Here is a 20943-nt window from a genome sequence, read left to right as displayed (position 1 = left end):
CGCGACGGCGCGGGCATCATGGGGATGCTCAACAGCAGGCAGCTAGCCAAGGACCCGCGGACGGGCAGCCGAACCGTCGGCCCATTGCTATACTCTTGACTTGGACTAAGTCATGGACCATTTATTGGGTAATAAGGAACAAGGGGAGAGTAAAGGAGCGTGGGCTATGCGCATATCTGTCAGTGAGGCGAAAGGACAACTCACCGACCTCGTGAGGCGAGCCGAAGCCGGAGACGAAGTCATCTTGACTCGCCGAGGCCATGAGATCGTGCGCCTGGTCGCTGTCGCAGCCGCCCCCGGCCTTAAGGGGCGGCGCGCATTGATGGAGAAAGTCAGGGCGTCGGCAGCAACCAAAGTGCTTCAGGGACCGGCAGCCGCACGCAGTCAGGATTTTCTCTATGATGATGATGGGATGCCGGGATGATTGCCGTTGATACATCGGCCATCATGGCGATTGTATTCGACGAGCCACAGAGCGAAGCCTGCATGATGGCAATTGAAGAGGCCGATGGGCTGCTGATTTCCGCCGCCACCGTTGCCGAAGCCATGATCGTCGCCTCACGGCGCAATGTCGGCGAAGAAGTTAGCGCGCTGATTTCAGGCCTCGGCTTCGAGATCGTGTCTGTGACAGCGGCCTCTGCTCGCCGGGTCGCCGATGCCTATAGCCGATGGGGCAAGGGCGTTCATCCGGCCGCACTGAACTATGGCGATTGCTTTTCATATGAAGTCGCCAAAGAGCATGATTGTCCGTTGCTTTATGTTGGCGAGGATTTCGTGCAGACTGACGTGCGACCAGCTCTCTAGCATCATGTCAATGGAGCCGGAGCAAACTGATGGGTTAGATGCTCTGTCGGTTGAATGGTTCAGTAGGATCGCCTCTATGGCCTAACCTCGATGGTGCAACTGGTAGTTTCAGCATAATGAGATTGCCCTGGATCGTCCTCAATGTTCCGCAGATCTGTGCGCTGGTGCAAACGCCAGACGCCGCTGCGTGACCGTCTACAAGTCGGCCGCCGCCAGCCGACGGTCGCAACCTACATGGAAAGGTCCAGCGCGCGACCTTCGAAGAGGCGGCTCTGCGAACCCTCAAGATGCGCCTTCATCAAAGCCCGCGCATCTTCCGCGCGGCCTTCGACGATCGCGAGGTAAATCTTGTTGTGCTCCTCGTAGACCTGCTCCAGGCCCTGACGCGGTCCAAGAAGCGATAGGCCGTGAAGGTGCATACCGACGGCGATGTGTGCCTTCAGGGCGTCCATTGAGGCCGTGTAGTAGTGATTGTTGGCGGCCTCAGTGACGGCACGATGGAAGGTGAAGTCGGCGTCGGTGCGATGGAGTTGGTGGCTGGTCGCGTCTCGCAGGTCGGCGAGCGCCGCGGCAATTTTCTGGATTGCCGTCTCGTCACGACGCTTGGCTGCGAAATAGGCGGCGGCGGGCTCGATCGTCAGACGAAATTCGTAGCAACGCTGGATATCGGCAATCGTCTTCACCGGCGAATAGGACAGCTGGGTCGTTGGCGAACCATGGGCGCTGACAAATGTGCCGGCTCCCTGGCGGGCATAGACGATCCCCTGATCGCGTAACCGCGCCAGGGCGTCGCGCACGATCGGACGCGAGACGCCGAGCATCGATGCAAGCTCATGCTCGCCGGGAAGACGCGAATCCGGCGGATAGTTGCCGGAGCGAATGCGCTCCTGCAATTGATCGAATACCCTATCGACCAGTTTCACGGCCTTGCCGCGCTCCGGCTTGCCTTCTGGGGCCGCCTGGGCTTTCGCCGATACACCGTTTGCTTCGTCCACCTTCATTCTCCCCGCCGGCATTTCTATGCCGCCTGATTCTGCGCAATCAGTCTTAGCAAACTATCTGGATTCCCAAAGCCCCCCGACTTGACTGCGCAGCGCAGACACAAGCCATCGGCTGTGGTGACCTCAAACCACGGAATCCCTGCTTCGATCTCGCCCTTTGGTCTCAGGGTACGAATTCCAAGTTCGCGAAAAACCGCCAGCGCGGTATCGCCGCCGCCGACCATCAGCAGCTCCGGACGCGTCGCGTCCATGACTGACTTTACGCCTTTGGCGAAGCGGTCGGCAACTGCCGCAGCATCGCTGGCCATCTCGCCGGTGCAGCGCGTAAGCATTGGCAGGGCCAGCCGCTCCCCGAGCGTCAGCGCGCCCATGGGCGCGTCGATCGTCGCGGCCAAAGCGCCGGAAGCTTCGAGCATTGCCATCTGCACTGCCGTGATCGGATCGCGAGAGCCGAAGGCAAAGACCGTTCGTGGGGACGCCACAAGGGTTTCGCTTACCCGGTTTGGTCGACCAATCTTGCGGGCAAAAGCAAGCCCAATGCCCCTGGCGCCGACGGCAAGGCTTTTTTTCCAGTCATATGCGTCAACCACCCGGTCGAGATCGCCGTCGGTTTCGGCATCACGAACGAATACCTGGCGACCGTTGGTCTCGAAGAGGACAGCGATGGGCAGCGGCCGGTCAACGCCGCGACCGACGACATGAGCATTTCGAGTAGGCCGTTCCTGATCAGGAATGGCGGGCGCCACCACGATCGTCTCGTGTCCGAAGACGGTGGCTAGGGCTTGGCTTTCCGCCGCGACATTGCCCTTGAGGCGAGAGTCGATCTTCTTGAGAACGATACGAGGCGAGGCGGCAAGAAAGGCCTTCGCCGCAGCGCTGACCCTCCTTGCCGCTTCCTCCTCCGGGAGAGCCCGTGAGGCCGTGTTGACGACAACCACATCGCAACCGCTGGCGAGAGCGTCGGCAATTGCGTCGACCTCAATCGCGACCGCGACTGACAGCCCGGCGTCGACAAACGGTGTTCCCGTGTCGAGCGCACCGGTCAGATCGTCAGCGATGACCGCGACCTGAAGCGTCATGCATTTGTTCCCGTGTTGACCGCATGACAGGCGACCAGGTGACCGGGCTTGGCCTCTTTCCATTCCGGGATGACCTTGCTGCAAACGTCCATCGCAATTGGGCAACGCGTATGGAAGCGGCAGCCAGCAGGCGGATTGAGCGGGCTCGGCACATCGCCCTGAAGGATCTGGCGCTTTCGGGTGCGCTCCAGTTCCGGATCGGTTTCCGGAACGGCCGACAGAAGCGCCTTGGTATAGGGATGCAGCGGATTGTCGAAAAGCTCCTCACGGGTCGCAAGCTCAGCGAGGCGACCGAGATACATCACGCCTACGCGCGTGCTGATATGGCGCACAACAGCCAGATCGTGAGCGATGAAGAGGTAGGTAAGCCCGTATTTTTCCTGCAGCTCGAGCAGCAGGTTGATGATCTGCGCCTGAATGGAAACGTCGAGAGCGGAGATCGCCTCGTCGCATACGATGAACTTCGGCTGACAGGCCAGCGCCCGGGCGATGACCACGCGTTGACGCTGGCCGCCCGAGAGCTCGTGCGGATAGCGTTGCGCAAAACGCGTCGGCAGACCGACATCGGTCAACAGCGTCGCGATCCTGTCCTTCAGTTCCGCCTTGGTGCAGAGCTTGTGGAACAGGATCGGCTCGCCGATCGCTTCACCGATCGTCATGCGCGGATTGAGGGTCGAATACGGGTCCTGAAATACGATCTGCAGATCGCGACGGAACGGCCGCATCTGCTTTTCATCAAGCGTCGCCAGATCCTGCCCCTTGTAGACGACCTTGCCCGATGTCGCCTTGTAGAGGTTGAGGATGGTAAAGCCGGTTGTTGACTTACCGCAGCCTGACTCACCGACAAGACTCAGCGTCTCGCCTTCCATGATATCGAGGTTGACGTTGTCGAGCGCATAAACCGTGGCCGAACGCTCGCCGAAGGCTCCGAGCTTGACGTGGAAATGCTTGACCAGGTTTTCCACCTTGAGAAGCGGTTGTGCACCCATCATGCAGCCTCCTGCATTTTCTGGACTACAAAACAGGCGGCACGGTGATTTCCGGCGCCGGCAATCGGCTCAAGCTTCGGCACGCGCTCGTGGCACACCGGCTCGGCCAACGGACAGCGTGGCGCAAACGGGCAGCCCTTCGGTCGGCGACCGGGTTCCGGTGGCGTTCCACCGATGGAGGAAAGCCGGCTTGCCGGCGCATCGGAGAGCTTCGGAATAGAGGCCAGAAGGCCGCGCGTGTAGGGATGGCTCGGGCGCGCATAGAGTTCGTCGACCGGCGCATCCTCGACCACGGTTCCGGCATAAAGCACGGCGACGCGATCGACGAGACCGGCGATCAGCGCCAGATCGTGCGTGATCCAGACAACGGACATGCCGAGCTTGGCACGCAGATCCTTCACCAGGTCGACAATCTGCGCCTGGATGGTCACATCGAGCGCGGTCGTCGGTTCGTCCGCAATCAAGAGCTTCGGATTGCAGGCAAGACCGATCGCAATCATGACGCGCTGGCGCATGCCGCCCGAAAGCTCGTGCGGATAGGCTTGCAGCCGCTCTTCCGGTCCGGGAATGCCAACGAGCCGCAGCAATTCGACAGCCCGCGTGCGGGCCTGCGCCTTGCTCATCTTGCGATGATAGATCAGCGGTTCGCAGATCTGGTCACCGATGCGCATCACGGGATTGAGCGATGTCATGGGATCCTGGAAGACGAAGCCGATGTCGCCACCACGCACCTTGCGCAGTTCTTTGTTCGACATCTTCTGCAGATCGTTGCCGTCGAAGCTTGCGGAGCCCTTGGTGACCTTGATCTTGTTCGGCAGCAGCCGCATCAGGCTCAACATTGTCAGGCTCTTGCCGCAGCCGGATTCACCGACGACGCCTAGCGTCTCGCCCTTGTTGACGTGGAGATCGATCCCGTCGACGACAACGGCAGGTCCATTGCGCCCGTCGATTTCCACCGTCAGGCCGCGAACGTCGAGTAGTCGTTCATTGGATTTGGTCGTGTTCATCACTTGCTGCCCCGCGGATTGAGTGCGTCGTTGAGGCCGTCGCCCAGGAAGCTGAAAGCAACCGAGGCTAGGCCAAGTACGGCTGCCGGTGCGGCGAGGAGATGCGGATAATGCTGCCAGACGCGCAGGCCATCCGAGATCATGTTGCCCCAGCTCGGGGTCGGAGGATTGACGCCGACGCCGAGGAAGCTGAAGGCGCTTTCCAGGACCATGGCGGTACCGAGCCCAGCACTGACCGAGACGATAAGCGGGCCGAGTGCATTCGGCACGACGTAGCGCTTCATGATCACCCAGTTCGAGAGGCCGAGCGCCTGCGCCGCGGTGATATAGGGACGGCTGCGTATCGACAGCACCTGTGCACGAATGAGACGGGCGTAAGGGGGCCAGGAGATCAGCGCCATCGAGCCGAAGACGAGGAAGAAATCGACCCATATCGTCTGGCGATAGAATGGATTGAGTGTTGCCATGTACTGGGCCTCCATCCATTTTGCGATCGGCGTTTTCAGCGAAGCGTTGATGACGACGACCAGCAGCAGATTCGGCACCGACATGGTCACGTCAGTCAGCCACATGATGGCGCTGTCGAACGGGTTGCCGAAAAAGCCGGCGATGGCACCGAGGATGAGACCGATCGCAACGGCGATGAAGGTCACGACGATAGCGACCAGGAAGGCGGTGCGGGTTCCGAAGACGACGCGGCTGAAAACGTCGCGACCTAGATCATCGGTACCGAACAGGTGGTGAAGTGACGGAACGGCGTTACGCGCCTGCAGATCCTGGGTCAGGTAGTCGTAAGGCGTCAGGTAGGGACCGAAGATTGCGGTGAAACCGAGGATCAGCACGACAACCAGGCCGAAAAGGGCAAGCTTGTTGCGCTTCAGACGGTACCAGGCGTCGCGCCATAGGTTGACCGGCGGTTCTTCCTGCGTGGCTTCGATCGTGGAGAGAGGGATGGCGGACATGGTCAGCGGCTCCTTCTTGCATCGTTGGCGCGCGGATCAAGCAGCGGATAGAGCACGTCGACCAACAGGTTGGAGGCCATGACCAGGAAGGAACCGATCAGCGTGATCGCCAGGATCACGGGATAGTCAGAATTGGTCAGCGCCTGCACCGTCAGGCGCCCGAGGCCCGGCAGACCGAAAACCAGCTCCACGAAGATCGCCCCGTTGACGATGGTGATCATGATCAGGCCGAGCTGGGTGACGACAGGCGTCAGCACCGGGCGCAGGATGTGGCGCAAACCGACGACGATCTCAGGCACGCCCTTGGCCCGGGCCGTGCGCACGAAGTCCTCCGAAAGCACCTCGATGACGGCGGCGCGCGTCTGGCGCACGATCAGCGCGATCGGCTGGAAGGAGAGAACCATCAGCGGCAGCAGGATACGCACGTCGAACACACCGCCCCAGCCATAGGGCACCTTGATCATCGGCAGCAGCACGATGAGCGCGACCATCAGCAACGGACCGGCGACATAGGCAGGGATCGCCCAGAGAAAGAGCGCGCTACCCAGGATCGTGTAGTCGAGTCGCGTGTTCTGGTTCAGCGCCGCAATCATGCCGAGCGGAATGGCGACGACAGCGGTCAGAATGATGGAACAGAGCGCCAGTTGGAAGGAAACGGGAGCGGCAGCCGAAACCATGGCCCAGACCGAACGGCCCGAAGTCAGCGAATTGCCGAACTGGCCATGCAGAAGATTCCAGATGTAAAAGCCGAACTGCTCTATGAAAGGCTTGTTGAGGCCGGCGCTCTCGCGGATGGCTTCAATGCGCTGCGGGTTATAGGCAACATCGCCGGGTGCGCGCAGAAAGATCAACTTGATCGGATCGCCGGCGCCGTAGAAAGCCAGCGCGTAGACGGCCAGCATGACGATCAGCACGGACGGAATCCAGATGGCAAACCGGGTTAGCACGTAGCGTAACAAGGTCATCTCCCACCAGTTGGCAGACACCTTTCCGCATCAACGCGGACATGCGATGTCTTCTTGAAACTTGCGCGAAGGCCTTGCGGTCTTCGCGCGGTTGCTAATTTGCCAGAAGGCCATCTGTTCGGGATTTTCGGCGGCTTAGCCGACGGAAATGTCCCAGGGCGCAACGACCTGCCAGTCGAGGTTCTTTTCCATGCCCTTGACCTCCTTGGTGGCCCAGCGCGACATCGCCTGAGAATACCACGGAATGAACGCCCAATCGTCACGGAATGCCTTCTGGGCATCCTGAGCGAGCTTGACGCGCTGCGGATCGTCGGCAGCCTTCGTGGCCGCTTCGGCAAGAGCAGCGTCGACCTTCTCGTTCTTATATCCGCCAAGCTTGTTCTGCGCGTTCGACGAGGTCGAAGCGATGCAGCCCGCGAGATAGGAGACAGCGTCCGGGACGCGCGTACCGACGTCGTCACGGAAGATCTGAACGGCGTTCTGGTCAGGACCGGCGTAGGAGTCCTGCTGCGGCTTCATGTCGACGGCGGTGATGCCGAGATTCTGGCGCCACTGCTCAGCGATGAACTGGGCGGCAGCTTCGATCGCCGGCGCCGAAATGCCGACGAACAGGATCTTCGGCAGACGCTCGGGACCACCGTAGCTCGACTCGGCGAGCAGCTTCTTGGCGGCTGCCGGATCGTACGGGTAGGGCTCGAAGCCGGAATTGTCGGCGCCGGGCACGGAATTGAGGATCTGATCCGCCTTCTTGTGCGGACCATCAGGATAGGACGCCTTGAAGAGACCGTCGCGGTCGATCGCCATGATCAGTGCCTGGCGGACCTTGGGGTCGTCCATCGGGGCACGAGTGACGTTGAACCAGAAGTGCTGGCTGGTCGGGATCAGCGGACCGGAGGAGAATTCTGGACCGAGGTCCTGGATGATGGTGGAGGTCACGAGTTCGGTGTGAGCGTTGAACTCGCCCGAATTGATCAGCGAGGTCGCGGTGACGTTGTCTTCCACCGAGGTGATTTCAATGCGCGCGAGCTTCGGCTTCGGCCCGAAGAAGTTCTCATTCGGTTCGAAGACCAGCTTGCCGGCATCGATGTCGAGGCTGGTCAGCTTGAAGGGGCCGGAGAAAACCGGCTTGCTGTCAGGCTTGTACCAATCAGCAACTTCCTCGCCGTCACTGCCGCGCGACTGCGCCGCCTTGGTGATGGGGACAATGTGGTTGGCAAGGCGCATGAAGAAGATCGGGTCGACTTCCGTGAGCGTGACGACAACAGTGCCTTCATCGGGCATCGCAACGCCGGTCAGTTCGTTGCCGGAGCCGCCGGCGATTTCCTTGTAGCCCTGAACCTTGGCCAACACTTGGTCGGCGCGCTGGCTCTTCGTATTGGGCATGGAGGCAACTTCCCAGGAGCCCTTGACATCAGCCGAGGTGATCTTGCTGCCGTCGGAGAAGACCGCCTTGGGGTCAATCTTGAAGGTCCAGACCTTGTTGTCAGGCGAATCCCAGCTGGTGAAGACGTAAGGCTTGATCTTGCCTTCGCTGTCGAAATACATCGGCGATGCCCACCAGATCGAGTTCCAGCGGAAGGGGCGCCCGCCGCCGCGCAGCGGTGACCAGTCTTGGTCGAAAGCCGGATGCGCGGCCTTGAGGACCTGTCCCTCATCGGCGAAGACGATCCGGGCGTTCATCCCGAATACGGTGAGGCCAACGCCAGCGGCGAGGCCGATCTTCAAAGCCTCGCGGCGTGACATCTGCGTTCCCTGCGCAGATTTCCCTTCATTGCGGTCAGTCATAGTGTCCTCCCATGGCAAAATTGATGGCGTCTCCACTTTCCACTCTATCCCGAAAGTGCATCACGACATGGCGCAGACACTCGCTCGATAATGTAAATATGTCAACAAAAATTAATCCATATCTTAAGTTTGAGAAATGTGTGAAATATTTTATTTTTTATTTTCAGCATGTTATAGATATGACAAGCTGTTGCCGCACATTGTCATATTGACAATATCTGCTGTGAGGAAGATGAAAACCGCATCTCGCGGGCTCGAGTTCCCGCCTTGGCCGCCAGCTCTGCGGCGTTCATCCGAGGAGGACGATATGAACGATCACAAGATTTCAGGCGTATTCAGCGCGGCGGCGACGCCGCTCAATGCGGACGGCAGCCCGGACCTGGGCCTTTTCACCGAGCACTGCCAACGCTTGTTGCAGGAAGGATGTCACGGCGTCGCGCTGCTTGGCACGACCGGTGAAGCAAATTCCTTCTCCTCCAGCGAGCGCCGATCGATCCTTGAGGCAGCCCTCAAGGCAGGCGTGGCCGCCGACAAGCTGCTTCCCGGGACTGGTGTCGTCGCCACTCCGGAAACGGTGGAGTTGACCAAGCATGCGCTCTCTCTCGGCGTGACAAAGGTCGTGATGCTGCCGCCGTTCTACTACAAAGGCGTATCCGACGACGGGCTGTTTGCTGCCTATTCGCAGGTTCTGGAAAAGATCGGCGATGTCAGGCTGCAGGTCATTCTCTATCATATCCCGCAAGTCTCAGGCGTTCCGCTTTCGATCCCGTTGATCGGCAGGCTGATCGAAGCGTTCCCGAACACGGTCGTCGGAATCAAGGAATCCGCAGGTGATTTCAATAACATGCAGGCGATCATCGCCGCTTATCCGGGCTTTTCCGTGCTGGCCGGAGCTGATCCACTGCTCTTGCCGCTCTTGAAGGCGGGAGGTGCGGGCTGCATCACGGCAACCTCCAATCTCGTCGCGGACTCGCTGCGCACCGTATACGACAAAGTCCACGATGAGGCGTGCGCCGGCGAGGTCGAGATTGCCCAAGCTCGCATCAATGCCTATCGAACGCTCTCTAACTCCTATGTCCAGATTCCGACGATCAAGGCGATGGTCGGCCTCAAGACCGGTAACGCAGCCTGGCGGCGGACCCGTGCGCCGTTGATGCCAATCAGCGACGCCGACTATGCGGCGCTTTCCGAAGCCTATGCCAAGCTGCCGTGAGGGACGGAACATGAGCCTTACAGGTTTGCCGCCCGAGGCGGTTCCGGCGTTGATGACCGGGGACATCGCCGAGTATTCCGCCGAGAAGGGTCGTGCCGAAGCGTATCTACCCTCTCCCTGTATCCAGAACCACGCGGCCAATCTCGCATTTCTGCCAGATGGAACCCTGAGTTGCGTCTGGTTCGGAGGCACGATGGAGGGAATGGGTGATATCTCCATTTACATGTCGCGTCTGGCGACGGGAGCGGCGTGTTGGTCGCAGCCGGAGAAGATGTCGGACGATCCGACGAAATCCGAACAAAATCCTTTAATTTTCAATGCACCAGACGGAAAAGTCTGGCTACTTTATACCTCGCAGACCTCGGGCAACCAGGACGGCTCGATTGTAAAATGTCGCATCTCGGAGGATGGCGGAAAAACGTTCGGAGACGTGCGTGTTCTCTGTGACATTCCTGGCACGTTCGTGCGCCAGCCGATCATCGTCAACAAGGCCGGCATCTGGTTGCTGCCTGTCTTCCGCTGCGTCGGATTGCCTGGAGAGCGCTGGACGGGAGACGTCGATACGGCGGGCGTGCTCATCTCGCACGACGCGGGTAAAAGCTGGGTCATGACGGAGGTCCCGGATAGTATCGGCGCGGTTCACATGAATATCGTGCCGATCGACGGCGACAACCTGGTGGCCTTCTATCGCAATCGATTTGCCGAATCGATCTTGTCCAGCCGCTCGAGCGATGGCGGTGCGCATTGGAGCGCGCCTCGACCGATTGATCTGCCGAACAATAACTCGTCAATTCAGGCGACGCGACTGGAAAACGGCATGATCGCAATGGTTTACAACCATTCCAATGCCTCGACCTCGGATGCTCGGCGCCAGTCGCTTTACGATGAGATCGAAGGCGACGAGGAGACAAAGGTGGCGCCGGTGCAAACAAGCGAGCGACGCAAGGCTGTCTGGGGCGTCCCTCGCGCGCCGCTGAGCCTCGCCCTCTCCGGTGATGGTGGCGTGAGCTTTCCCCGACGTGTCGATCTTGATACCGGTGACGGATATTGCTTGAGCAACAACTCGAAAGACTCGGTGAACCGTGAGTTTTCCTACCCCTCGATTATTCAAGGGGCGGATGGCGTGGTGCATGTCGCCTACACTTATTATCGCCGTGCCATAAAATACGTGCGGCTTTCCGCTGATGCGATAGCGTAACACCCTTCATAGGTTGTCAGTTGTGAATTTTCCTTGATCCGATTCCACTTCTTGACGAAAGAAGTGGGTCGGATCGCGCGCTCATTTAACAACTTCCGATTATCTTACGGCCATTCGGCCCCCAACTCCACCTCAGTGTCCTCAATTGCCGCATCTTGTCATTTTGATTTGCAAAATCAGGGATTTGGACAGTGAAACGGGAGAGATAGCGTGCGGACGTGATTGGCAAAAGCACGATTTCCTCGTCACGGGCGATCTGACCGCTTGCCAAATGCAGTAGCTTTGTATAACAAATTTACATCTTTGCGACGGAGAAAGTCGCCAGCACTTGCAGGGAGGAGTGGTCCAGTGGTCAGCTTGGATTCGCCTATCACAATCGTCCGGCCCCATCTGATCGAGTTCGGCGTCGGCACGGCAGAGCGGCTCGGCAAGTGGGCGAACGAGAAAGGCTACAGCAGGATTCTCGTTATCTCCGACGCCTTCAACGCGACGCGCGTCGATACGCTTGCCCTCAAGGGCGACGTCACGGTGTTTGCCGATGTAACCCCAGAACCGGATACAGCCAATCTGGACAAGGTGCTGGCCGTGGCCAATGCAGCCGCCGCCCAACTGGTGGTTGGCTTCGGCGGCGGCAGCGCTATGGACCTTGCCAAGCTTGCCGCAGTACTTGCCGGTTCGTCACAGACATTGCATGAGGTTGTCGGGCCGAACAAAGTCAGGGGGCCGCGCCGCGTTGCGCTGGCTCAGGTTCCGACAACATCAGGCACTGGCAGCGAGGCCGGCATCAGGGCCCTCGTCACCGACCCCACGACGATGGCGAAGCTTGCCGTCGAGAGCATGCACATGCTGGCCGACATCGCGGTTGTCGATCCGGCGCTGACCTTCAGCGTGCCTGCGCGCACAACCGCGGCAACCGGGGTCGACGCGATGGCGCACTGTGTCGAGGCCTTCACCAATCGCAAGGCGCATCCGATGATCGACCTTTATGCGATCGAAGGAACTCGGCTGGTCGGCAAGTATCTTGCTCGCGCCGTTCAGGATGGCTCCGACGCCGAGGCGCGTGCCGGCCTGGCGCTTGCCTCCCTTTACGGAGGCTTCTGTCTTGGCCCGGTCAATACCGCTGGTGGTCACGCGCTTGCCTATCCGCTCGGCACGCGTTGGCATGTCGCGCATGGCGCGGCAAATGCGCTGATCTTCCCTCATGTGCTCGCCTTCAATACGCCGGCGGTACCTGAGAAGACCCGTATCATTATGGAAGCTTTGGGTCGCCAGACTTCAGTCCATATCGAGTCTGTTTTCGATGCCGCCTATTCCTTTTGCGCCGAACTCGGGATTGAGATGAAGCTCTCTGGCCTCGACGTGCCGGAAAGTGATCTGGATGCGATGGCTGACGATGCCTTTGCCATCCGTCGCCTTCTGGACAACAACCCGCGCGACCTGTCGCGCGCCGATATCCGCTCGATCTACCAAGCCGCTTTTTGAGGCCGCTTTCATTCAAAGAGGACCGTGAGTGATGGACAGGAATGCGAAAGTTGCCGTGACGCTCGGCGATCCGGCCGGTGTCGGCCCCGAGGTGATCGTCAAAGCGCTTGCCACGATGCCGGAACAGGAGCGGCGCGATTTCGTCATCGTCGGCAACACGGAAGCGCTCGAGCGTGCCAATCGCGCTGCCGCAACCGGGCTTTCCTTCGCGCCGGCAGATGGAGCTGGCGCGGGCAAGATTGCCGTCGACGAGGTCGAGCTTGGTGCGCGGCTGCCTGAGATCGGCAAGGTCAGTCCGGTCGCGGGTGACGCGTCGGTGCGCTACATCAGCCGTGCCGTCGATCTTGCGATGTCAGGCAATGCCGATGTCATCGTCACCGCGCCGATTAATAAGGAAGCGATGAATCTTGCCGGCCATCATTATGACGGTCACACCGGCCTGCTGGCGCATCTCACCGGTTCGAAGAGCTCGTTCATGCTGCTCGCTTCGGAGCGGCTGAACACCATCCACGTTTCCACCCATATCTCGCTGAAGGGCGCTATCGAACGCGCCAAGACCGAGCGCGTTCTGGCAACGATCGAGGCGGGGCACAATCATTTCATACGCCTGGGCAAAAAGGCGCGGATCGCGGTTGCCGGTCTCAACCCACACTGCGGCGAGAACGGCTTGTTCGGGACCGAGGATGCTGAATTCCTCGCGCCTGCCGTCGAGCTGGCGCAGGCGAAGGGCATCGATGTCGTTGGTCCGATCTCGGCCGACACGGTCTTTGCGCGTGCCTATAATGGTGCGTTCGATCTGGTTATCGCGCAGTATCACGACCAGGGCCATATTCCGATCAAGCTCATCGCATTCGATACGGCGGTCAACGTCTCACTCGGTTTGCCGATCGATCGCGTGTCGGTCGACCACGGCACGGCCTTCGATATTGCCGGCACGGGCAAGGCAAACCACGTGAATATGCTTTCAGCCATCGCCTATGCGCGGTTGATGGCGCGGTCTCCCCGCCGCCAGGCGGCTTGACCACCGAAAGGTTTTCGACCTCATCGACGGCGCGATACCGCACCGCCCCTACCGCTTTGCTCGTTGGAGGAGATAAGCGATGGAAAAAACTGTTGTCATCCTAGGTGGAGAGCTGGCGCCTGAAGGCCGCGCCGTTCTGGAAGACGCCGGCGTAAATGTCGTCGCCACACCGCCTTACATCAACAGGCAAGCCATCATCGAGGTTATGAACCTTCATAAACCCGATGCCGTCATCGTTCGTTTGCTCACTGATCTGCTCGGGCCAGAAGAAATGCAGGCCGGCGGCCGGCTCCGGCATATCGCCAAGCACGGCGTCGGGACCAACGACATCGATGTGAAGGCAGCAACGGCGCTTGGCATCTCGGTGTCTATGACAACAGGCAGCAACGGTCACTCCGTCGCCGAACACGCTCTGGCGCTGATCATGGCCTTGGTCAAGGATCTGCCCCGCCAGGACGCATTGATCCGGGATGGCATCTGGGACAAGAACCAGTACAACGGTCGCGAACTGCGTGGCCAGCACCTTGGCCTCGTCGGTTTCGGCTTCATCGGCCAGGCGCTCGCCAAGATGGCAGGCGCCATCGGCATGGTCGTCTCTGCCTTCGATCCCCATACCCCCGACAGTGCCTTTAGCGACGACACCAGGCGCGAAACCGATCTCGACACGCTGCTTGCGAAATCCGATATCGTCAGCCTTCACTGTCCGCTGACTGCCGAGACACAGAACCTGATCGACGCGCGCCGTATCGGCTTGATGAAACAGGGAGCGTTCCTCATCAACACGGCACGCGGCGAAGTGGTTGATGAGAAGACATTGATCGCCGCCCTCGAAGAGGGCCATCTCGCGGGCGCCGGCCTCGATAGCTTCGCCGTCGAGCCCCCCGGTATCGACAATCCGCTCTTCCAATTGCCGAATACTCTGGTGACACCACACGTCGCCGGCGTAACGCTCGATGCGAAGCGCGCCGTTTCGGTTATGTCCGCGGAGAACGTGCTCGCCGTGTTCGGCGGCGAAACGCTTCACCCGCGCTTTCTGGCACGCTGATCCCGGCCAACCGCCGGCAATGAATGGAGAAGATCATGGCCGAGACATCAGACCGCCGCTTCGCACCCGATACGCTGCGCCAATTTTCGCACGCTCTTTTCGCCGCCGCCGGGCTCGAGCAGGAAAAGGCGGCCGCCGTGGCGCACTATCTCGTCGAAGCCGACCTCATGGGGCACACGACGCACGGCCTGGCATTGGCCGGCTGGTATCTCCAAGGTATTGCCGATGGCGTGATGACACGCGAAGGCAGGCCCGAAGTGGTATCCGATCGCGGACCGGCTATCGCATGGCAGGGACGCCGTCTTCCCGGTGCATGGCTAACTTCCGAGGCAGTGAAGCTGGCCTGCGAGCGCGCGACGACTTTCGGCACGGCGACGATCGCGATCGCCGAAAGCCACCATATCGGCTGCCTGGCTGCCTATCTCTCCATTGCCACCGATCGCGGCTACATGGTCAGCATCGCAAGCTCGAGCCCGTCTGGGGCGCAGGTGGCGCCGTTTGGCGGACGCAAGGGTGTTTATACGCCAAACCCGGTCGCCCACGGCATTCCGACGCCTGGTGATCCGATCCTGATCGATATCAGCGCCTCGATCACGACCGTCAACATGGCGCAGCGCCTTGTTCGCGAAGGCCGGCAATACGAACACGAATGGCTGATGGACGAGAATGGAGAACCCAGTCGCGATCCGCGGGTGATCGAACGCGGCGGCACGCTGATGCCGGTGGGCGGGCTCGACCATGGCCAGAAGGGTTACGGCATGGCGCTCCATGTCGAGGCCTTTACGCAGGGGCTTGCCGGTCTTGGACATGTCGACGAATTGAAGGGGACGAACGCGGCCGTCACCGTCCAGGTTTTCGACCCCGAAGCTTTTGGTGGCCGCGATGCCTTTCTACGGCAGACGGGCTGGCTTGCCGAAGCGTGCCGCAGCAATCCCCCGCGACCGGGTGTTGCACGCGTTCGGCTGCCGGGAGAAAACGGCCTGGCCCGCAAGCGCGAGGCTCTCACTGAAGGGATCATGCTCCACCCCATTATCATGCCCTCACTTGCACCGCATGCCGAACGTCTAGGGGTGGCTGTCCCCTAGGGTCAGGACTCACTAATCACGGCCGCTGCTATGCATATGAAAGGTGTGGCCGCAGCGGTCGAATCGAGTGTGAATACGACGCCAGTCTTTGAGCTTTCCGAACATGTTTTCGATTTTATGATGTTGCTTGTTGAGCACAACATCATGCGGGATTGGGACCTTTCTGTTAGCCTTTGACGGGATGCAGGCGGTGATGCTGCGATCAGCCAGCGCCTTTCGAAACCAGTCGGCGTCGTATCCCTTGTCTGCAAGCATTGCTTGGGCCTCGGGCAAGGCTTTGAGCATAAGAGCGGCCCCTCTGAAATCACTCATCTGGCCCTCGCTCAGCAACATGATCAAAGGTCGGCCCTGGCCATCACCGCGTGTACGTGGATTTGGCAACAATGGGAGGCTATTTCGTACGGCAGCGTAGCCCTATTCCACCGTTCCTCTTTCGAAGTGACATTCCACGCTTGCTGCAGACCGCCCCGTTTCCTACGCCGCCGCTGCCACAGAGAAGCGGCTGCGGTATTCGCCCGGCGACAGGCCGAGGATGCGGTGAAACACCCGGCGGAAGGCCGCGGCATCCTCATAGCCCACCGACCAGGCGATCTGGTCGACGGTGCGCCGGGTGAATTCCAGAAGTTCCCGCGCCTTGCCGATTCGCAAGTGCTGGACATATTCGATCGGCTTCATGCCGGTCGCCGTCTTGAAGCGGCGCAGGAACGTGCGTTCCTCCAGCCGCGCCTGGCCGGCCATGTCGGCGATGCTGGTGGGCTTTCCGGCGCGCTCCTGCAGCCAGTGCTGCACCTTCAGGATCGCCTCGTCGCCATGCGTCAGGCGCGGGGAGAAATTGCTGTAGTGCCGTTGCTCGCGACCCGCCGGATCGATCAGCAGGAATTTTCCCGTCTCGATCATCACCGAGGGGCCGAGCAGGCGGTCGACGATGCGAAGGCCAAGGTCCGTCCACGCCATCAGGCCGCCGGCGGTAATGATGTCGCCATCCTCGATAACGATCTTGTCGGGCTCCATGCGCACCTCAGGAAAGCGCTCGCGAAACCGCTCGGCGAACAGCCAGTGCGTGGTGGCGGGACGGCCGGAGAGCAAGCCCGTCGCCGCCAGGATGAAGGTACCGCCGCAGCTGGCCGCCAGCGTCGCGCCCTGCGCGTGACGGTCGAGCAGCCAGCGGGCATAGGGTTTGGCTTCCTCTGCCTCGGCCGGCCCTGTCAACCGGCCGGGTACGATCAGAATATCGGGCTGGCCCGCCGCGGCCGCATCGGTGTCGTAGCAGCGGGAAAACCGACCGTCCCCCTCTACCTGCCAATGGCTGACGCGCAAGGCCGGCCCACCGCGCTCCTGCGAAAAAATCGAGGCGATGGCGAAGAGATCGGTGATGCCGTGCACCATGGCGATCTGGCAATTCCGGTAGAGTACCAAGCCGACTTCCAGTGACTTTTCCGCCATGTCCACACTCTCCGCTCTTTGTCAGTTTCGGCCCGGCTTCTGTCAGAAGTGCCAATCCAGCCGCGATGCCCGCCAGAGTATCTCTGTTCACACGGGAGGCAAACAAGCCCCCGAGCAGAGGAGAGGACAATGGCAACGATCACCACCACAGACGGCACACACATCTTCTATAAGGACTGGGGCTCCAAGGACGCCCAACCGATCATCTTCTCCCACGGCTGGCCGCTGAGCGCGGATGTCTGGGACGCCCAGATGGTCTTCTTCGCCAATCAGGGCTTTCGCACCATCGCCCATGACCGCCGCAGCCACGGCCGTTCCGACCAGGTCTGGCACAACAACACGATGGACCAATATGGCGACGACCTCGCCGAACTGATCGAACAACTCGACCTGCACGACGTCATTCTCGTCGGCCATTCCACCGGCGGCGGCGAAGTCACCCGCTATGTCGGCCGCCATGGCACCGGCCGTGTCGCCAAAATCGCGCTGATCGGCGCCGTACCACCGCTGATGCTAAAGACCGAGGCCAATCCGGACGGCCTGCCCCTCGATGTCTTCGATGGCATCCGCAAGGGCACCAATGCCAACCGCAGCCAGTTCTTCAAGGACCTCACCATTCCCTTCTACGGCTACAACCGCGAGGGCGCCGTCATCTCCGAGGGCATTCGCGAGGAATTCTGGCGGCAGGGCATGATGGGCGGCCTCAAGGGCCAGCTCGACAGCATCCGCGCCTTTTCCGAAAGCGATTTCCACCAGGACCTGAAGGCCTTCGACAAGCCGACCCTGGTGCTGCACGGCGATGACGACCAGATCGTGCCGATCGGCGCTTCCGCGCTCTCCACCGTCAAGATCGTCAAGCATGCCGTGCTGAAGGTCTATGAAGGCGGCGACCACGGCCTGACGCAAACCCATCAGGACCGCTTCAACGCTGACCTTCTCGACTTCATCAACGCCTGACACCCCTGCGGGCCGCGACGCCAAAGGCGCCGGCCCTGCCCCATCCCTGAAGGAGACAGACATGAGCAAGAATACTTTCCTCGTCACCGGCGCATCCGACGGTATCGGCGCTGTCTATGCCGACCGCCTCGCCCGCCGCGGCAACAACCTGGTGCTTGTCGCCCGCCGCGCCGAAAAACTGGCGGCCCTTGCCGAGCGCTTGCAGAAGGACCATGGCGTCACCGTCGAAGTCCTGCCCGCCGATCTCGGCGCCGCCGAGGGGCTGGTGTCGGTGGAAGCCCGCCTCCGGGAAGACGCCGCCATCACCGGCCTCGTCAACAATGCCGGCATTGCCGGGGAAGGCATGATCATAGAACTCGACCCCACCTATGTGACCGGGATGATCAACCTCAACATCCTCGCCGTGACCCGTCTTGCCGCCGCTATCGCCCCGCGCCTTGCTGCCGCAGGCCACGGCACGATCATCAACATAACCTCGGTCACGGCGCTGATGCCGGCTGCCTTCACCGCCGTATATCCTGCCACGAAAGCCTTCGTGCTGGCCTTCACCGAAGCCTTGCAGGCGCAGCTTTCGCCCTTAGGCGTCCGGGTGCAGGGCGTGCTGCCGGGCATCACCCGCACCGCGATCTGGGAAGAGGAGAAGCTGCAAACCATCCCCGCGTCCATGGTGATGGATGTTGAGGAGATGGTGGACGCGGCGCTCGCCGGGCTCGATCTCGGCGAGGTACTGACCGTGCCCGCCCTGCCGGAGATGGCCGATCTCCAAACCTTCCTTGCCGCCCGCGATGCGCTGCGTCCGAACCTGTCGCTCGCCCATGCCGCCGTCCGCTACGGCCTCAACGTGAAGTAAGGGAGGCGAAAATGATCCTCGGGCTCACAATTCCCCAGTTCACCACCCTACATGTCGTGCTGAGTTTCATCGGCATCGCCTCCGGTCTCGTCGCCCTGCCCGCTTTTGCGGCGGGGCGCTGGATGCCGCGCATGACGGCGTTATTCCTCGCTACGACGCTCGCGACCACGCTGACCGGCTTCCTTTTTCCCATTACCGCCTTCACCCCGGCACTCGGCGTTGGCATCATCTCGACCGTCATCCTGGCGGTCGCCTTCGCCGCCCTTTACGGCTACGGCCTCGAGGGTCGCGCGCGGCCGGTCTATGCGATATCAGCAACGGCCGGGCTCTACCTCAACTTCTTTGTGCTGATCGTGCAGGCCTTTCTGAAAATTCCCGCGCTGAACGATCTCGCCCCTAATGGCAACGAACCGCCGTTCCTCGTCGCGCAAGGTCTTTTGCTGGCTGGCGCCGCTCTGCTTGGATGGAAAACGATGTCGGCTGGCGCGGTTCAAACACAATAGCTGCGAGGTGACGGACGCCTGCTAAGAATTCAGATGACGAGACAACACAACCGTTTTCGTTTGAAACCGGAGCGTAGCCTTCGCGCCAAGTTCCGTGCTGATATCGCCGATCATCGCATCGATGGCAGCAGCAATAGCGACACTTTGCTCCTGTTGAGTTGGCGGCGATACATGATAATAACGTGGCGTTGCCATTGGTCTACCCCTCCAACCACGGACACGATCGGGTTTATATTCATTCCGGCGGCTATGCCGTCAGTAGGGAGCTCATCACTTAGGGCGGGAAAAATGCCGATCGATTCCTCCGACTGCCTCCCAAACAAGAGCTCGTTAACGGAGGGGATCCGGCTGGGTTTGCTATGCTCCTGCCTAGCTGTCCTTTTGGCTGCGTAAGCTGCTATTATGGAACAATACGACCGAGATAAAAGGTGTCCAGCAAGTCTGCGAATGCGCCGCAGGAAGTCGTCACCCGGCTTTGAGATGCGTCCAGATCTCATCGTCTCGCGCGAGGCATAGATACGAGGTGTCAGGCCAAGGTACGCTCCCGCACTGGACGATCATCTAAATCGTATCGGATCATCAATGGTTGCATCGAATCTCACGGATTTGCACGAACTGGCTGCGGTTGGCGATGAGCGCCCCGATCTCGTGGCTTGCCGCCGACTTGACATAACGCCCTTACACCAATCCGTGCGAACGTTACACCAACCCGTACGAACGATCCGCGCCAGCCGATGGCAGCGTTGCGATCCGTCTTAGCAGGGGATCATCTCCAGGCTGCATTAGTGTGGCGAGCCAAAGTCTCGAGTGTCATATACTGGCCCACTGAAGGGCCACCCATGTTTGATCCTCCGTTTGAGGTCGCGGCCAGCGCGAGCCCGGCAGGACCAACAGCCGCCCCAGGACGCGGGGCTCGGGCGGAAGAAGGGATGTTCAACAGCTGGCAGGCCAATCAAGGATCGGCGAATGCCAGCCGAGCCGTCGGGGTCAGCCGAACACGGCGGCCCTCACCGCCCGGGCCGTGCCAGCGACCGGGCGATATCGACGATGTCGTCGCGCGCGGCGGTCGGATCCTCCCGGTTCCAGGCCACCCCAAGCCCGATCCGAAAGTCGATGCCTCTGACCTTCTTCAGTTCGAAGGCGCGGTTCGGAAGCTCGCGCGTCCATTCCGGGACAAAGCCGATGCCAAGCCCGGCCGCAACGAGCGACACCAAGGACCAGGTGTCGTCGCAGCTATAGGCGATATTCTTCACCAGGTCGTAGGCCTCGAACTTCTCCTGGAAGTAGCGCTCGGAAAACGACAGGTTCTGCCTGGAAAAGGCGATGAGCTTCTGATCGCTGAGATCGTCGATGGTGATCTCGTCGCGCGCCGCCAGCGGATTGCCATGGCCAACCGCCAGATAATAGCGCTCATGCGCAATCGAGAAGAAGCGCAGCGAGCCGATGTTTTCCACCGGGCGGATGAAGCCGAGATTGATCTGGCCGCTTTCCAGGTTGCGGATGATCTCGCCGGTGTTGCCGGCAGCGATATGGATCTTCACGTCAGGGAACTTG

The 20943-nt window shown here is 60.6% G+C and carries 22 protein-coding genes; 11 read left to right on the top strand and 11 right to left on the bottom strand.

Annotation, left to right across the window (positions count from 1 at the left end):
* Positions 1 to 166 precede the first annotated feature (166 nt).
* Positions 167 to 424, top strand: a complete 258-nt coding sequence (locus tag BN77_RS12530; protein WP_007532298.1) for a type II toxin-antitoxin system Phd/YefM family antitoxin — start codon at positions 167 to 169, stop codon at positions 422 to 424.
* Positions 421 to 804, top strand: a complete 384-nt coding sequence (locus BN77_RS12525; RefSeq protein ID WP_007532296.1) for a type II toxin-antitoxin system VapC family toxin — start codon at positions 421 to 423, stop codon at positions 802 to 804. The genes BN77_RS12530 and BN77_RS12525 overlap by 4 nt, the downstream gene beginning before the upstream one ends.
* A gap of 230 nt (positions 805 to 1034) precedes the next feature.
* On the opposite strand, the gene BN77_RS12520 is transcribed toward BN77_RS12525, so the two are convergent.
* The 7 genes from BN77_RS12520 to BN77_RS12490 form a co-directional block, all read right to left on the bottom strand.
* Positions 1035 to 1799: a FadR/GntR family transcriptional regulator gene (locus tag BN77_RS12520; RefSeq protein WP_208856459.1), complete on the bottom strand. Its 765-nt coding sequence runs from the start codon at positions 1797 to 1799 to the stop codon at positions 1035 to 1037.
* 23 nt (positions 1800 to 1822) lie between these two features.
* Positions 1823 to 2884, bottom strand: a complete 1062-nt coding sequence (locus BN77_RS12515; protein ID WP_007532292.1) for a four-carbon acid sugar kinase family protein — start codon at positions 2882 to 2884, stop codon at positions 1823 to 1825.
* Positions 2881 to 3873: an ABC transporter ATP-binding protein gene (locus BN77_RS12510; protein ID WP_040677102.1), complete on the bottom strand. Its 993-nt coding sequence runs from the start codon at positions 3871 to 3873 to the stop codon at positions 2881 to 2883. The genes BN77_RS12515 and BN77_RS12510 overlap by 4 nt, the downstream gene beginning before the upstream one ends.
* Positions 3873 to 4880 (bottom strand): ABC transporter ATP-binding protein, encoded by a 1008-nt coding sequence (locus BN77_RS12505; protein ID WP_007532288.1) that lies wholly within the window; start codon positions 4878 to 4880, stop codon positions 3873 to 3875. Before BN77_RS12505 ends, BN77_RS12510 begins: the two co-directional genes overlap by 1 nt.
* Entirely contained in the window at positions 4880 to 5842 is a 963-nt protein-coding gene (locus BN77_RS12500) for an ABC transporter permease (protein WP_007532286.1), read from the bottom strand. The genes BN77_RS12505 and BN77_RS12500 overlap by 1 nt, the downstream gene beginning before the upstream one ends.
* Positions 5843 to 5844: 2 nt before the next feature.
* Complete coding sequence (locus BN77_RS12495) at positions 5845 to 6801, bottom strand: ABC transporter permease (protein WP_007532284.1); 957 nt, start codon at positions 6799 to 6801, stop codon at positions 5845 to 5847.
* A 141-nt stretch (positions 6802 to 6942) separates the two neighbouring features.
* Entirely contained in the window at positions 6943 to 8592 is a 1650-nt protein-coding gene (locus BN77_RS12490; RefSeq protein WP_007532282.1) for an ABC transporter substrate-binding protein, read from the bottom strand.
* 307 nt (positions 8593 to 8899) lie between these two features.
* Here BN77_RS12490 and BN77_RS12485 point away from each other — a divergent pair, with 307 nt between their 5' ends.
* The 6 genes from BN77_RS12485 (at position 8900) to BN77_RS12460 (ending at position 15636) form a co-directional block, all read left to right on the top strand.
* The gene (locus BN77_RS12485; protein ID WP_007532280.1) at positions 8900 to 9805 is read left to right on the top strand and encodes a dihydrodipicolinate synthase family protein; all 906 of its coding nucleotides are present in this window, start codon (positions 8900 to 8902) and stop codon (positions 9803 to 9805) included.
* Between the two features lie 10 nt (positions 9806 to 9815).
* Entirely contained in the window at positions 9816 to 11003 is a 1188-nt protein-coding gene (locus BN77_RS12480) for a sialidase family protein (RefSeq protein WP_007532279.1), read from the top strand.
* Between the two features lie 348 nt (positions 11004 to 11351).
* The gene (locus tag BN77_RS12475) at positions 11352 to 12485 is read left to right on the top strand and encodes an iron-containing alcohol dehydrogenase (protein WP_007532275.1); all 1134 of its coding nucleotides are present in this window, start codon (positions 11352 to 11354) and stop codon (positions 12483 to 12485) included.
* A 31-nt stretch (positions 12486 to 12516) separates the two neighbouring features.
* Complete coding sequence (pdxA, locus tag BN77_RS12470; RefSeq protein WP_007532272.1) at positions 12517 to 13506, top strand: 4-hydroxythreonine-4-phosphate dehydrogenase PdxA; 990 nt, start codon at positions 12517 to 12519, stop codon at positions 13504 to 13506.
* Positions 13507 to 13585: 79 nt separating this feature from the next.
* Positions 13586 to 14551 (top strand): hydroxyacid dehydrogenase, encoded by a 966-nt coding sequence (locus BN77_RS12465; protein ID WP_007532270.1) that lies wholly within the window; start codon positions 13586 to 13588, stop codon positions 14549 to 14551.
* Between the two features lie 35 nt (positions 14552 to 14586).
* The gene (locus tag BN77_RS12460) at positions 14587 to 15636 is read left to right on the top strand and encodes an Ldh family oxidoreductase (RefSeq protein ID WP_007532268.1); all 1050 of its coding nucleotides are present in this window, start codon (positions 14587 to 14589) and stop codon (positions 15634 to 15636) included.
* A 12-nt stretch (positions 15637 to 15648) separates the two neighbouring features.
* Here the strand turns inward: BN77_RS12460 and BN77_RS12455 are convergent, their stop codons facing one another.
* Together BN77_RS12455 and BN77_RS12450 are read right to left on the bottom strand one after the other, a co-directional pair.
* The gene (locus tag BN77_RS12455; RefSeq protein WP_341872155.1) at positions 15649 to 15975 is read right to left on the bottom strand and encodes a transposase; all 327 of its coding nucleotides are present in this window, start codon (positions 15973 to 15975) and stop codon (positions 15649 to 15651) included.
* A gap of 135 nt (positions 15976 to 16110) precedes the next feature.
* Positions 16111 to 17079, bottom strand: coding sequence for a GlxA family transcriptional regulator (locus BN77_RS12450; protein ID WP_007532264.1), 969 nt, complete (start codon positions 17077 to 17079; stop codon positions 16111 to 16113).
* Positions 17080 to 17208: 129 nt separating this feature from the next.
* Here BN77_RS12450 and BN77_RS12445 point away from each other — a divergent pair, with 129 nt between their 5' ends.
* The 3 genes from BN77_RS12445 (at position 17209) to BN77_RS12435 (ending at position 19389) form a co-directional block, all read left to right on the top strand.
* Positions 17209 to 18036 carry an alpha/beta fold hydrolase gene (locus BN77_RS12445; RefSeq protein WP_007532263.1) on the top strand — a complete coding sequence of 276 codons (828 nt, stop codon included), beginning with the start codon at positions 17209 to 17211 and terminating at the stop codon, positions 18034 to 18036.
* A gap of 61 nt (positions 18037 to 18097) precedes the next feature.
* On the top strand, positions 18098 to 18886 hold the full coding sequence (locus BN77_RS12440) for an SDR family NAD(P)-dependent oxidoreductase (protein WP_007532261.1): 789 nt from the start codon (positions 18098 to 18100) through the stop codon (positions 18884 to 18886).
* 11 nt (positions 18887 to 18897) lie between these two features.
* The gene (locus BN77_RS12435) at positions 18898 to 19389 is read left to right on the top strand and encodes a hypothetical protein (protein ID WP_007532259.1); all 492 of its coding nucleotides are present in this window, start codon (positions 18898 to 18900) and stop codon (positions 19387 to 19389) included.
* 21 nt (positions 19390 to 19410) lie between these two features.
* Here BN77_RS12435 and BN77_RS33470 read toward each other — a convergent pair whose 3' ends face one another.
* Positions 19411 to 19584: a hypothetical protein gene (locus tag BN77_RS33470; protein ID WP_007532258.1), complete on the bottom strand. Its 174-nt coding sequence runs from the start codon at positions 19582 to 19584 to the stop codon at positions 19411 to 19413.
* Positions 19585 to 20396: 812 nt separating this feature from the next.
* Positions 20397 to 20943 (bottom strand): LysR family substrate-binding domain-containing protein (locus BN77_RS34770; RefSeq protein WP_040677100.1); only part of this gene is annotated, 547 nt, incomplete at its 5' end.

Origin of the sequence: Rhizobium mesoamericanum STM3625, assembly GCF_000312665.1 — a bacterium.
Taxonomy (GTDB): Bacteria; Pseudomonadota; Alphaproteobacteria; order Rhizobiales; family Rhizobiaceae; genus Rhizobium; species Rhizobium mesoamericanum.
Note: the sequence above shows the minus strand (reverse complement) of the source record. Positions and strands in the feature narration are given on the sequence as shown.